The 12535-nt window shown below is 66.4% G+C and carries 9 protein-coding genes and 1 riboswitch; of the genes, 2 read left to right on the forward strand and 7 right to left on the reverse strand.

Going from position 1 to position 12535, the window contains the following annotated elements; genetic code table 11:
• The first annotated feature begins 92 nt into the window (after positions 1 to 92).
• Positions 93 to 428: a hypothetical protein gene (locus tag FHT19_RS03045; RefSeq protein ID WP_168554314.1), complete on the forward strand. Its 336-nt coding sequence runs from the start codon at positions 93 to 95 to the stop codon at positions 426 to 428.
• Positions 429 to 600: 172 nt separating this feature from the next.
• On the opposite strand, the gene FHT19_RS03050 is transcribed toward FHT19_RS03045, so the two are convergent.
• From FHT19_RS03050 to FHT19_RS03080, 7 genes are all read right to left on the reverse strand, one after another.
• Positions 601 to 780: a hypothetical protein gene (locus FHT19_RS03050; RefSeq protein WP_169473905.1), complete on the reverse strand. Its 180-nt coding sequence runs from the start codon at positions 778 to 780 to the stop codon at positions 601 to 603.
• Between the two features lie 223 nt (positions 781 to 1003).
• A complete protein-coding gene (gene lpdA / locus FHT19_RS03055; RefSeq protein WP_168554316.1) occupies positions 1004 to 2419 on the reverse strand; it encodes a dihydrolipoyl dehydrogenase in 1416 nt (471 codons plus the stop codon).
• 123 nt (positions 2420 to 2542) lie between these two features.
• Positions 2543 to 3808 (reverse strand): 2-oxoglutarate dehydrogenase complex dihydrolipoyllysine-residue succinyltransferase, encoded by a 1266-nt coding sequence (gene odhB / locus FHT19_RS03060; RefSeq protein ID WP_169473907.1) that lies wholly within the window; start codon positions 3806 to 3808, stop codon positions 2543 to 2545.
• A 46-nt stretch (positions 3809 to 3854) separates the two neighbouring features.
• Positions 3855 to 6692: a 2-oxoglutarate dehydrogenase E1 component gene (locus FHT19_RS03065; protein WP_169473909.1), complete on the reverse strand. Its 2838-nt coding sequence runs from the start codon at positions 6690 to 6692 to the stop codon at positions 3855 to 3857.
• A gap of 305 nt (positions 6693 to 6997) precedes the next feature.
• Complete coding sequence (gene mdh, locus FHT19_RS03070; protein ID WP_168554319.1) at positions 6998 to 7960, reverse strand: malate dehydrogenase; 963 nt, start codon at positions 7958 to 7960, stop codon at positions 6998 to 7000.
• A gap of 296 nt (positions 7961 to 8256) precedes the next feature.
• A complete protein-coding gene (locus FHT19_RS03075; RefSeq protein ID WP_168554320.1) occupies positions 8257 to 8631 on the reverse strand; it encodes a hypothetical protein in 375 nt (124 codons plus the stop codon).
• Positions 8632 to 8857: 226 nt separating this feature from the next.
• Positions 8858 to 10174, reverse strand: a complete 1317-nt coding sequence (locus tag FHT19_RS03080; RefSeq protein WP_248290245.1) for a cell wall hydrolase — start codon at positions 10172 to 10174, stop codon at positions 8858 to 8860.
• Between the two features lie 155 nt (positions 10175 to 10329).
• A riboswitch (cobalamin riboswitch) is annotated at positions 10330 to 10528 on the forward strand.
• A gap of 108 nt (positions 10529 to 10636) precedes the next feature.
• Here FHT19_RS03080 and FHT19_RS03085 point away from each other — a divergent pair.
• Complete coding sequence (locus tag FHT19_RS03085; RefSeq protein ID WP_169473910.1) at positions 10637 to 12514, forward strand: TonB-dependent receptor; 1878 nt, start codon at positions 10637 to 10639, stop codon at positions 12512 to 12514.
• Positions 12515 to 12535 lie beyond the last annotated feature (21 nt).

Raw genomic sequence — 12535 nt, forward strand, 5'->3', positions numbered from 1 at the left:
CTACGCGCCAACGCCGGGCAAAGTTCCCGGCGCCATGATCGCGCCACAATCGACGTTCAGTTTCAGCACGTTGCGGATGGAGCCAAGCCGCCATGCCTATCGATGCACCACCTGTCGCACCGATTTCTGCCCCGGCCCCGTCCGCACCGCCTGCGGCGCAGGGCCAATCCTTCGACCTTGCGCGGCTCAAGCCGGAAGAGGCGCGCTGCGGCAGTCCGGCGGCCGATGGCGCGATCGTGGTCTGTGCGGTGGATCGGGAAAAGTTTCGCGTCCATCCCCTGACCGGCCCTTTCGCTGATCAGGCGCCACCCGTGGCGCAACTGCAATTGGCGCCTGGCGTCAAGGCCCAGGCCGAAGCGGAACAGCGCGCCGTGGGCGGCGGTGTCAGCGTTCCTTCGGCCATGGTTCGGATGAAGATAGATTTCTAGCGTGCGATGACAAAAAGTGGGTGCCGGTTTTTGGCAGTAAATCGCACGATAACAAAAACCTAGATCACGATGACGTTTCCGTGAAACGTTATCGTGCTCTAGCGCTTGGAAGGGCTGCCTGGCGTCGCACGACGTGGCAGGTGGCGGGCCAGGCAGCCCTTCCTGCGTCAGGTCAACGCGGGCACTTCACGAACTTGCCCTTGTGGCCCTTGCAAACCTTGCGGGGCGCCGGCTTGGCTGGCGGGCACTTGATGAACTTGCCCCTGGCATCCTTGCACGGCGCGGCCTGGGCGACCATCGGCGTGGCGGCAAGCGCCATAGCGGCGGCAAAGGCGATCGTCAGACGGTTCATACGATGCTTCTCCTTGGTAAGCTCCCCTGCTTGCCTGCCTCGTAGAAGGGCAGCCCCAGAAGTCACGTAAACAACTGTCAAGCATAGCCTATTTTACAAAGCTGCATGTCTTGTTGCGGCGCGTTGCCAGGGGCGTGCGCAAGCGGCCCAAGAAAAAGGCCGCGCCCGGTTGCCCCGGCGCGGCCTTGTTCAATGCGCTCGCCGCCCAAAGGCGGTGCGTCGATCAGATGTGGATCGGCTTTTCGCGGATGCCCATCGCCGCTTCCTTCAGCGCTTCCGAATGGGTCGGGTGCGCGTGGCAGGTATAGGCGATGTCTTCCGAGGTTGCGCCGAATTCCAGGGCCAGGGCCGCTTCGGCAATCATCGTGCCGGCCACCGAGGCAATCGCCCACACGCCCAGCACGCGGTCGGTCTGCGCATCGGCGATCACCTTCACGAACCCGTCGGGCTCGTGATTGGTCTTGGCGCGGCTGTTGCCCAGCATCGGGAACTTGCTGACCTTGATCTTGGACTGGTCGCCGCCGGCCTTTTCCAGCGCGGCTTCCTGCGTCAGGCCCACCCCGGCAAATTCGGGGAAGGTGTAGACCACGCCGGGGATCACGTCGTGGTTCACGATGCCCGTGAGCCCTGCGATGTTCTCGGCCACGGCAATGCCTTCGTCCTCGGCCTTGTGCGCCAGCATCGGACCGGGAATCACGTCGCCGATCGCCCACACGCCATCGACCGCGGTGCGGAAATCGTGGTCGGTCTCGATCTGGCCGCGCGCGTTGGGCGCAAGGCCGATCTTGTCGAGGCCCAGGCCCTCGGTGTTGGGCCGGCGGCCGATGGCCACCAGCACGCAATCGGCCTCGATGGTTTCGGCAGCGCCACCGGCCGAAGGCTCGACCGTCAGCGTCGCCTTGCCACCGTCCACCGCCACGCCGGTGACCTTGGTCGAAAGCTTGAGCGCCATGCCCTGCTTCTTGAAGATCTTGGCCGCTTCCTTGCGCACGTCGCCGTCCATGCCGGGCAGCAGCTGGTCAAGGTATTCCACCACGGTGACCTTGGCGCCCAGGCGACGCCACACCGAGCCCAGTTCCAGGCCGATCACGCCGCCGCCGATCACCACCAGGTGATCCGGCACGCGGGTCAGCGCCAACGCGCCGGTCGAATCGACCACCACGCCCGCGTCGTTGTCCACGCTCACGCCCGGCAGCGGGGTGACCGAGGATCCGGTGGCGATGACGATGTGCTTGGCCGAAACCTTCTGGCCCGCGACGGTGACGCTGTGTGCGTCTTCGAAGCTGGCATAGCCCTTGAGCCAGGTGACCTTGTTCTTCTTGAACAGGAATTCGATGCCGCCGGTCAGGCTCTTGACCGAATCCAGCTTCTGCTGCTGCATCGTGGCCAGGTCCAGCTCCACCGGGCCGGTCTTGATGCCATAGCTGGCAAAGGTGCCGTTGACGGCTTCCTCGAACTTTTCCGAACCGTGCAGCAGTGCCTTGGACGGGATGCAGCCCACGTTGAGGCACGTGCCGCCCAGGGTTTCGCGCCCATCGGCACAGGCGGTCTTGAGGCCCAGCTGGGCCGCGCGGATCGCCGCGACATAGCCGCCAGGGCCAGCGCCGATCACCAGGACATCATAATCGTATTCAGCCATTGCGGCCTCCTGTTCGCGCGCCCCTGAAACTGTGGCGGGACTGGCGCGACTTATCACACAAGTTCGCTGCTATGCACGCCTGCGCGCCCGGCACTGGTCGCCGGGCGCGGCACGCTTGGTCGATCAGAGATCGATCAGCAGGCGGGTGGGATCTTCGATCGCTTCCTTGATGGTCTTGAGCGCGGTAACCGCTTCGCGACCGTCGATGATGCGGTGATCGTAGGACAGCGCGATGTACATCATCGGGCGGATCACGATTTCGCCATTACGCACGACCGGGCGGTCTTCGATGCGGTGCAGGCCGAGCACGGCTGACTGGGGCGGGTTGATGATCGGGGTGGACATCAGGCCGCCGAACACACCACCGTTGGAGATGGTGAAGGTGCCGCCCTTCATGTCTTCCATGGTCAGCGCGCCTTCGCGGGCCCTCTTGCCGTAATTGGCAATCGCCTTTTCGATGCCGGCGAACGAGAGCTTGTCAGCATCGCGCACCACCGGCACGACCAGGCCGTTCGGCGCCGAGACGGCCACCGAGATGTCGACATAGTCGTGATAGACGATCTCATCGCCCTGGATCTGGGCGTTGACGGCCGGAATGTCCTTGAGCGCCAGGCACGAAGCCTTGGCGAAGAACGACATGAAGCCCAGCTTCACGCCGTGCTTCTTCTCGAACACGTCCTTGTACTTCTCGCGCGCGGCCATCACGGCCGACATGTCCACGTCGTTGAACGTGGTGAGCAGGGCGGCGTTTTCCTGCGCGCTCTTGAGGCGCTTGGCGATGGTCTGGCGCAGGCGCGTCATCTTGACGCGTTCTTCGTTGCGGCCAGGCGCGGCCACGGCGGCAGGCACGGCAGCGGCGGTGGCCACCGGTGCGGGCGAAGCGGCCTTGGCCTGGGCTGCGGCCAGCACGTCTTCCTTGGTCAGGCGGCCGTCCTTGCCGGTGCCCTTGACGGTGGAAGGATCGATGCCGTGCTCCAGCACCGCGCGGCGCACTGCCGGCGAGAGCGCGGCAGCACCGGCATCGTCACCGGCCGGCGCAGCCGGGGCTGCGGCAGGCGCGGCTGCAGGCGTTGCCGGCGCGATCGTGTCGGATGCGGGCGGCACCGGCTTTTCCTCGCGCGGGGCAACCTGGCCGTTGCCGGCTGCGGCCACGCCGTCTTCCACGGTGCCGAGCAGCGCGCCAACCGTGACGGTTTCGCCTTCGGCAACCAGGATCTGGCCGAGCACGCCGGCCACGGGCGAGGGCACTTCGACGGCGACCTTGTCGGTTTCGAGGCTGACGATGGGCTCGTCCAGAGCCACCGCTTCACCGGGCTTCTTCAGCCACTGGCCGACCGTCGCTTCGCTGACGCTTTCACCGAGCGTCGGAACCTTGACTTCGATGGACATGACTTGGTGTTCCTTGGGGAGAATTCAGGTGGACGAAACGGCCGGGTCAGGCCTTCTTCTTGCGGCGGATTTCCTCGCGCACCGACAGGGCCAGCGCATCGGCCACCAGGGCGGCCTGCTCGGCATTGTGGCGCTTGGCCAGGCCCGTGGCGGGCGAAGCAGAGGCGGCGCGGCCGGCATAGCGGGCGCGGGCAACCTTGCCCTTGGCGGCCTTGAGCGATTCCTCGATCAGCGGCTCGGCAAAGAACCACGAACCGTTGTTCTTCGGCTCTTCCTGGCACCATACCACGTCTTCCAGATTGGCCATGCGCGAAAGACGCAGGGCCAGCGGCTCACCCGGGAAGGGATAGAGCTGCTCGATCCGGATGATCTGGGTGTCGGTGATGCCGGCAGCATCGCGCGCCTCGATCAGGTCATAGGCCACCTTGCCCGAGCACAGCACGACGCGGCGGGTGTCCTTGTCGTCGGGTGCCGAAGGATCGGACAGGATGCGCTTGAACTGTGCCTCGCCGATGAAATCGGCCGCGGTCGACTTGGCCAGCGGGTGGCGCAGCAGCGACTTGGGCGTCATGATGATCAGCGGCTTGCGGAACGAGCGGTGCATCTGCCGGCGCAGCACGTGGAAGTAGTTGGCCGGGCTGGTGATGTTGCACACCTGCAGGTTGTCTTCGGCGCAGAGCTGGAGATAGCGCTCGAGACGGGCGGAGGAGTGTTCCGGACCCTGGCCTTCATAGCCGTGCGGCAGCAGCATGACGAGGCCGTTGGCGCGCAGCCACTTGGCTTCGGCAGCGGCCACGTACTGGTCGATCACGATCTGCGCGCCGTTGGCAAAGTCACCGAACTGCGCTTCCCACAGCACCAGCGTCTTGGGATCGGCGCTGGCATAGCCGTATTCGAAGCCGAGCACGCCATATTCCGATAGCGGGCTGTCGAGCACTTCGAAGCGGCCATGGGGCAGCGTGGCGAGCGGCACGTACTTGTGCTCGTCGGTCTGGTCCACCCACACGGCATGGCGCTGGCTGAATGTGCCGCGCCCACAGTCCTGGCCCGAAAGGCGCACGTTGTAGCCTTCGGTGACGAGGCTGCCATAGGCGAGCGCTTCGGCCGTGGCCCAATCGAACCCGTTGCCCGACGCGAACATCTCGCGCTTGGCATCGAGCACGCGGCCCAAGGTCTTGTGGACGGTGAGGCTTTCGGGAACCGTGGTCAGCGTGCGGCCCAGACTGTCGAACAGCTTCTGCTCGATGCCCGTGGCCACGTTGCGGCGCGCGGTGACCGGGTCTGCCGGCTTGTTGAGGCCTGCCCAGCGGCCGCCGAACCAGTCGGCTTCGTTGGCCTTGTAGCTCTTGGCGGCTTCGAACTCGCTTTCCAGCGTGGCGGTGAAGCGGTCTTCGGCTTCGCCCTTCCAGTTCTTGTCGATCACGCCTTCGCCCACCAGGCGATCGGCATAGAGCGACGAGACCGCGGGGTGCTTGCGGATCTGGGCGTACATCAGCGGCTGGGTGAACGAGGGCTCGTCGCCTTCGTTGTGGCCAAAGCGGCGGTAGCACCACATGTCGAGCACGATGTCGCGGCCGAACTGCTGGCGATAGTCGATCGCCAGCTTGCAGGCAAAGGTCACCGCTTCGGGGTCATCGCCGTTGACGTGGATAATCGGCGCCTGGACGCCCTTGGCCACGTCCGAGGGATAGGGCGAGCCGCGCGAGAACTGCGGGCTGGTGGTGAAGCCGATCTGGTTGTTGATGATGAAGTGGATGCAACCGCCGGTGTTGTAGCCCTCCACGCCGGAAAAGCCGAAGCATTCCCACACGATGCCCTGGCCGGCAAAGGCCGCGTCGCCGTGGATCAGCACCGGCAGGACCTGCTTGTGCTTGCCATGGCCCACGTCGTCGCGGAACTGCTGCTGCGCCAGGGTCTTGCCCAGCACGATGGGGTCCACCGTTTCCAGGTGCGACGGGTTGGGCAGCAGGCTCATGTGCACCTTGGTGCCGTCGAACTCGCGGTCGGTGCTGGTGCCCAGGTGATACTTCACGTCGCCCGAGCCGCCCACGTCTTCGGGATTGGCGCTGCCGCCCGAGAATTCGTGGAAGATCACGCGATAGGGCTTGGCCATCACGTTGGCGAGGATGTTGAGGCGGCCGCGGTGGGCCATGCCGTAGATGATTTCCTTCACGCCGCGCTGGCCGCCGTACTTGATCACCGCTTCGAGCGCAGGGATCATCGACTCGCCACCGTCAAGGCCGAAGCGCTTGGTGCCGACATACTTCTTGCCGAGGAACTTTTCGTACTGTTCCCCGCGCACCACGGCGGAAAGGATCGCCTTCTTGCCTTCGGGCGTGAAGTCGATCGACTTGTCGCCGCCCTCGATGCGGTCCTGCAGGAACTTGCGCTCCTCCACGTCGGAGATGTGCATGTATTCCAGGCCGATCTTGCCGCAATAGTTGCGACGCAGGATCTCGACCACTTCGGGCACGGTGCCCCATTGCAGGCCCAGCGTGCCGCCCAGGTAGATCTTGCGATCCATGTCCTTGGCCGTGAAGCCGTGGTATTCGGGGCTGAGGTCGGCCGGCAGGTCCTGCTTGGACAGGCCGAGCGGATCGAGGTTGGCCGCAAGGTGGCCGCGCACGCGATAGGTGCGCACCAGCAGCATCACGCGCAGGCTGTCGTTGGCGGCCTGTTCCAGCGCCGCTTCGTCGAGCGCGGCACCGGCCTTCTTGGCAGCCTTGGCCACTTCGACCTTGAGCGCCATGGGATCGAGCGCACGGGTCAGATCATCGCCGGCCAGCGCGTCGGTAATCGGCCAGCGCTTCGATTGCCAGGATGGACCCTGCTGCGGCGCATCCTGTGAAGGATCGACTTCGAACTCGTGCACTTCTTGTCCCATCGTCAGTTCACTCCTTTGCCCCCGGGGAGGGGAGGGGCTTCGGAAAGAGGCATGAGGCAGACCGCGAAACCCAAGGCGGCCTGTCTGTGACTGTCATCGGTTGCCCGACGCCATCGCTTGGATCGGCAGCCAATCTGCGGCGCGGTGCGCGTGGATGGGCCAGGTATCCTTAATGGCGTTCGGTCAACGCCCTCCGAAGAGGGCCTTAAGGGTATTGCCAGCGCCACCGTGGCGGCCCTGGCCGATAACATGCGGTGCAAGGCCCGTGGCCGCCCCGAAAGGCAAGCCGCGGGCCAGGCATTCAATCAGGCAAGCGAAGGATCGATACCCTTGCACGCCACCAGAAGTTCCTTCACCGCGTCGACCGAAACCTGCAGGTTGGCCTTGGCGGCATCATCGAGGTTGATTTCGATGACCTTTTCCACGCCGCCTGCACCGATCACCACCGGCACGCCGACATAGAGGCCGTCAACGCCATAGGCGCCATCGACATAGGCGGCGCAGGGCAGGACGCGCTTCTGGTCCGACAGGTAGGCTTCGGCCATGGCGATGCCCGAGGCGGCCGGGGCATAGAACGCCGAACCGGTCTTGAGCAGGCCGACGATCTCGCCGCCGCCCGAACGGGTGCGCTGCACGATCGCGTCGATCTTGTCCTGGGTGGAAGCGCCCATCTTGACCAGGTCGGTGACGGGGATGCCGGCAACGGTGGAATATTCCACAACCGGAACCATGGTGTCGCCGTGGCCGCCGAGCACGAACGAGTTCACGTCGCGCACCGAAACGCCGAATTCCCAGGCCAGGAAGGTGCTGAAGCGGGCCGAGTCGAGCACGCCGGCCATGCCCACCACCTTGTTGTGCGGCAGGCCGGAGAATTCGCGCAGCGCCCAGACCATCGCGTCGAGCGGGTTGGTGATGCAGATCACGAAGGCGTCGGGCGCGTTGTCGCGGATGCCTTCGCCAACGGCCTTCATCACCTTGAGGTTGATGCCGAGCAGGTCATCGCGGCTCATGCCGGGCTTACGCGCCACGCCGGCCGTCACGATGATGACGTCCGCGCCTGCGATGTCCTTGTAATCGTTGGTGCCGATGATCTTGGCGTCGAAACCTTCGACGGGGCCGCACTGCGAGAGATCGAGAGCCTTGCCCTGGGGAACGCCTTCCACCACGTCGAACAGGACGATGTCGCCCAGTTCCTTCTGCGCGGCCAGATGCGCCAGAGTGCCACCGATGTTACCCGCGCCGATCAGCGCGATCTTCTTGCGTGCCATGTGCTTTACGGTCCTTTCCCGGAGACGTCGCGGGACAAGCGTTCAAGCGTTGCCGACTCAAGCCCCCGGATGGAGGTCCCCCCGCGCCCGCGAGACGGGAAGGGTTGCCGACAAGTGGAGGGGCACGTAGGCCTGCCCGGCAGGGATTGCAACCGCAAAAAACCCCGCATTTGCGGGTTTCTTTGATAAGAGTTCGCAATAGCATTAAACCGTAAATCGGCCGTTCATACGAATGCGACGGGCAGGCCAGTGCCCGCCCGCCAGAACGGCACCGGGTGGCCGGCTTTCAGGGCAATTCACGCCAGGCCGGCCAGTTCCCGTTCCAGGGCGTGGCCCTTGCGGCGATCGAGCGTATGGCACACTTGCGCCCACCAGGCGGCGCCATCGTGATCGCCCGCCACGGCGGCACCCTTGGCTGCTGCGGCAGCCTGCCCGGCGGCGGCGTGGCCGTGGCTGGCAAACAGGCGCAGCGCCTGGGCCAGGAGGGCATCGTCGGCAAGATTGTCAGCCACGCGCGCGGCCATCATCCGGCCCGGCGAAGCGTGTGCGGTGCCATTGGCCTGGCGCAGGCTGGCCCAGCCGGGATTGTCGTTGGCCGCATGGGCCGGCCGGCCGGCGGGCCGGCGGAGACAGGGCGAGATCATGCCATAGCGAGGGGCGAAACGCAGCATGCGCAGATGGTCTCCATTGTTCGTTGCGACACCGAAATTTCGCGTAAATTCGGCTTTTTCCTTGTTGAAAGCGGCAAGCGGGCTGAAATCCGCAGCAGCTCTGCCGTCCTTCTAAGGGGGTGCGCGCTAACAGGGGATGAGACGAGACGGTAAACGACCCGTTGATGCTGCCATGGCGGTGGAAATGAAGTGGCCCGGCGTGGCCGTGCCGCAGCGGCGCGTGGGTTCAGCCGTGCGGCTGGGCAATCCACTTGCCCGCGTTTTCATAAGCCTCGCTCGCTTCGGGGCGCAGTTGCCCGCTCGGCGCGCCGGGCAGGGGCGTGCCCGACAGCGCGGGGCCGGCCGGTGCCGTGCCGCGCAAGGGCGAATCGACCGCACGCAGGCCCGTGCCTGCCGGTTGTCCCAGGGGCGTCCCGCCCGGCCCGGCGGTCGTGCGCTCCAGTGCGGCCATGCGGCCATCCTCGAACGCTTTTTCCAGCGTCAGCGGATCGGCCAGATCCGCCGCGACGGGCACCCAGCTGCGCGGATGCGGGGCGGCGAGCGGCTCTGCACCGCGATACGTGCCGGTGAAAGCAGCCGGCAGGCCGGCCGTGCCGGCCCAACGATAGAAGCGATGCGCCCCGATCGTGCCGATGAAGGCAAGCTTGTCTGCCCACAGCGGATGCACCGCGCTGGTATGGTAATGCGTGGCGAGGCCAACCGGGGCAAAGACATTGCCGGCCAGGGCATCGGCGGCCACGCGCCGCGCGCGGTCCCAGAACTGCTGCACCGGGCGGCGCGCCATGGCGCCGTCGCACGCGAAGCTGAACTGGCAGCCGGGCCGTTCCGATCCCTGGTAGACCACGCCGCACACGGTCTTGGGAAAAGCGGGATGGGCCACGCGGTTGAGCACGACTTGCGCCACCGCGCGCTGGCCGGCATCGGGTTCCGAAGCGGCTTCGTAATAGATCGCGGTGGTCAGGCATTGCAGCGCGCGCCAGCGGTCTTCGCCGCTGCCCGAGGCAAACAGCGGCCGCGCCGCGGGATTGCGCGCCCAGGCCGCAAGCGTGGGCGCGTCGTCGGTGTCGCCATGGATCGCGGCCACCTGCCGGTCCCAGGCGCGCGCGGCGTCCTGCGGGGCCAGCAGGCCGCTGTCCTGGGCCGAAACGTAATAGAATGCCGAGCCGGGGAAACTTTCGCCCGCGCGCTCGAATGGTTGCAGGCCGTTGCGATCGTGTGCGGCCGCGGCATCGATCCCCGGCGATCCCCAACCCACCGCGCCCAGCACCAGGCCGAGCGCGCCGACCGCGGCAATGCCGGCAGCGCGCTCTGCCAGGCGCGAGCCTGCGCGGTGCTGGTGCCGCCACGATGTCATGTCGCGCCGGCGGATGCGTGCGGCAAAATCGCGTGGCCGGACCGGGGCCAGGGTCAGCGCCTGAAGCAACGCGCCATCGGCCTGCCGCCGCTGCGCCAGCATCGCGCGCTCTTCCGGCCCCGGCGGCGGCATCAGCGCTTCGGGTGGCAGGGTGGGCGTGGCGCCGGTGAAGGGAATCGGGTCTGGCATAAGGGCGGGCAGGGGCCTGATCTTGCAATGGTGCGTTAGTCGCTGCGCGGCAACCATGCACGGGGGTAAATGGCTTCGTCCCGATAAGGCACACCCCGCTACCGCTTGGTTAAATTCTGCCGCGGGCTTGCCCCATGGTACAGGGGGCGCTATCGGCCGCGGCAGACGCCACCGGTGCCCGCGCAAGCGGGCTAAGAGGGAAGCCGGAACGAAAGCCGGCGCTGCCCCCGCAACTGTTTCCGGACGAGCGCCACGCCCTTTGTGCGCCACTGGCCCCCACGCGGGCTGGGAAGGCCGGCGTGTCGCGATGACTTCGGATGAGCCAGGAAACCTGCCGGTGTGTGGTCGTTCCGCGGCCGGGCGGGGTGTACCGGGCGCAAGCGTGACGAGTTTCCGCCCGGGGCCCGGCGGACCCTCGCGCCATGGACGGCAAGACTGTCCATGGGCCGGGAGGAAAAGACCATGAAGACTTCGCTGTTTGCGCTGGCCGCCACGCTCGTGCTGGCCATGCCTGCCCATGCCGAGGAAGCTGCACCATCCGATGGCGCAGAAATCACCGTCCTGGCCACCGGCAGCGCCCTGTCGCTCGACCAGACCGGCCAGGCGATCAGCGTCGTGCCGCTGCAAACGATCGAGGCGGTGCAGGGTGTCGATATCACCCGCGTGCTCGAACGCGTGCCGGGGCTGACCTATTCGCGCACCGGCGGGCTTGGCGCGCAAACCGCCGTGCGCCTGCGGGGCGGAGAAGGGCAGCACACCCTTGTCCTGGTCGATGGCGTGCGGGTGGAAGACCCGTCCGCGCCTTCGGGCGGGTTCGATTTCGGCACGCTGACCAGCGGCGGCATCGAAAGGATCGAAGTGCTGCGCGGCTCCAACTCGGTCATCTGGGGCAGTTCGGCCATCGGCGGGGTGATCGCGGTGACCACGCGCGAGATCGACGGCGCAGAAGCTTCGGCCGAAGCCGGCTCGCGCGGCAGCTATGATGCCGAGGCGGTCGCCGGGGTGAAGCGCGATCGCTATGCCTTCTCGCTGGGCGGCGGCTATGCCACCACCGATGGCGTCTCGGCCGCGGCCAATGGCACGGAACGCGATGGCTATGACCAGTGGCGCGTGGGCGGCAAGGGCCGCGTCAACCTGACCGACACGCTTTCGCTGGTGGCCAGCGCCCGCTATGCCGATGGCAAGACCCAGATCGATGGCTATGACGCCGATTTCAATTTCGGCGATACCCCCGAATATACCACCACCCGGCAGTTCTTCGGCCGTGCCGGGGTGCATTACGCGGGCGGCGCCCTCACGCTGGACGCCGGCTATGCCCTGTCGGACACGCGCCGCCGCTATTATACCGGCGGAGCGGACGACACGTTCGAATACGGTTACAACGGCCGCAGCGAGCGGGTGGAACTCAACGGCCGCTATGCGCTGCCGGCCGATTTCGCGCTCGATTTCGGCGCGGATCGCGAATGGACCCGGTTCGACAGCACTTTTGACGCGCAACAGCGCTCGCACCTGACCAGCGGCCATGCCATGCTCGGCTGGTATGGTGCCAAGGCCAGCCTTGCCGGCGGCGTGCGCTATGACGAACAGAGCCAGTTCGGCAGCAACGTGAGCCTGGGGGCCAACGGCACCGTGGAAGTGCTGCGCGGCCTGCGGTTCAACGCCAGCTATGGCGAAGGCTTCCGCGCGCCCACGCTTTACCAGCTGCTTTCGCCCGATTACGGCAACGCCAATCTCAATCCCGAACGCAGCCGCAGCTATGATGCCGGCTTGGCCTATACCAGCGTCGACGGCACGTTCCACGCCGGGCTCACGCTGTTCCGCCGCGATACGCGCAACCTCATCACCTACGTCTCGTGCTACATGGTGGAAAGCGCGCTGTGCACCGGCCATGCCTATGGCGTGTATGACAACGTGGGCAAGGCGCGCGCGCAGGGCGCCGAACTGGAAGTGGACGCCACGCTCAGCCCAGGGGTCAAGGGGCAGATCGCCTATGCCTATACCGAAGCGACCGATCGCACCCCTGGCGCGGCCACGTTCGGCAAGGACCTGGCGCGCCGTCCGCGCCACGCGCTGACCACCTCGCTGGACTGGGCCACGCCCTGGGCCGGCCTGGCCCTGGCCGCGGATATCCGTTTTCAATCCGAAACCTTTGACAACGCGGCCAATTCGATCAAGCTGTCGGGCGGTAGCGTCACCACGCTGCGCGCCAGCCTGCCGATCCTTCATCAGGCCGAACTGTTCGGCCGGGTGGAAAACGTGTTCGATCGGCCGCTGGTGACGGCAGCGGGCTATGGCGCGCTGGGTCGTTCGGTGTTTGGCGGGGTGCGCTTGCGCTACTGATCGCGCGCCGCGGCACCAGCG

Source organism: Novosphingobium sp. SG919, assembly GCF_012932495.1.
GTDB classification, from domain to species: domain Bacteria; phylum Pseudomonadota; class Alphaproteobacteria; order Sphingomonadales; family Sphingomonadaceae; genus Novosphingobium; species Novosphingobium rhizosphaerae.

Coding starts and splice junctions, on each gene's coding strand:
- FHT19_RS03045 (WP_168554314.1), top strand. CDS start 93: ATGCCTATCGATGCACCACCTGTCGCACCGATTTCTGCCCCGGCCCCG.
- FHT19_RS03050 (WP_169473905.1), bottom strand. CDS start 780: ATGAACCGTCTGACGATCGCCTTTGCCGCCGCTATGGCGCTTGCCGCC.
- lpdA (WP_168554316.1), bottom strand. CDS start 2,419: ATGGCTGAATACGATTATGATGTCCTGGTGATCGGCGCTGGCCCTGGC.
- odhB (WP_169473907.1), bottom strand. CDS start 3,808: ATGTCCATCGAAGTCAAGGTTCCGACGCTCGGTGAAAGCGTCAGCGAA.
- FHT19_RS03065 (WP_169473909.1), bottom strand. CDS start 6,692: ATGGGACAAGAAGTGCACGAGTTCGAAGTCGATCCTTCACAGGATGCG.
- mdh (WP_168554319.1), bottom strand. CDS start 7,960: ATGGCACGCAAGAAGATCGCGCTGATCGGCGCGGGTAACATCGGTGGC.
- FHT19_RS03075 (WP_168554320.1), bottom strand. CDS start 8,631: ATGCTGCGTTTCGCCCCTCGCTATGGCATGATCTCGCCCTGTCTCCGC.
- FHT19_RS03080 (WP_248290245.1), bottom strand. CDS start 10,174: ATGCCAGACCCGATTCCCTTCACCGGCGCCACGCCCACCCTGCCACCC.
- FHT19_RS03085 (WP_169473910.1), top strand. CDS start 10,637: ATGAAGACTTCGCTGTTTGCGCTGGCCGCCACGCTCGTGCTGGCCATG.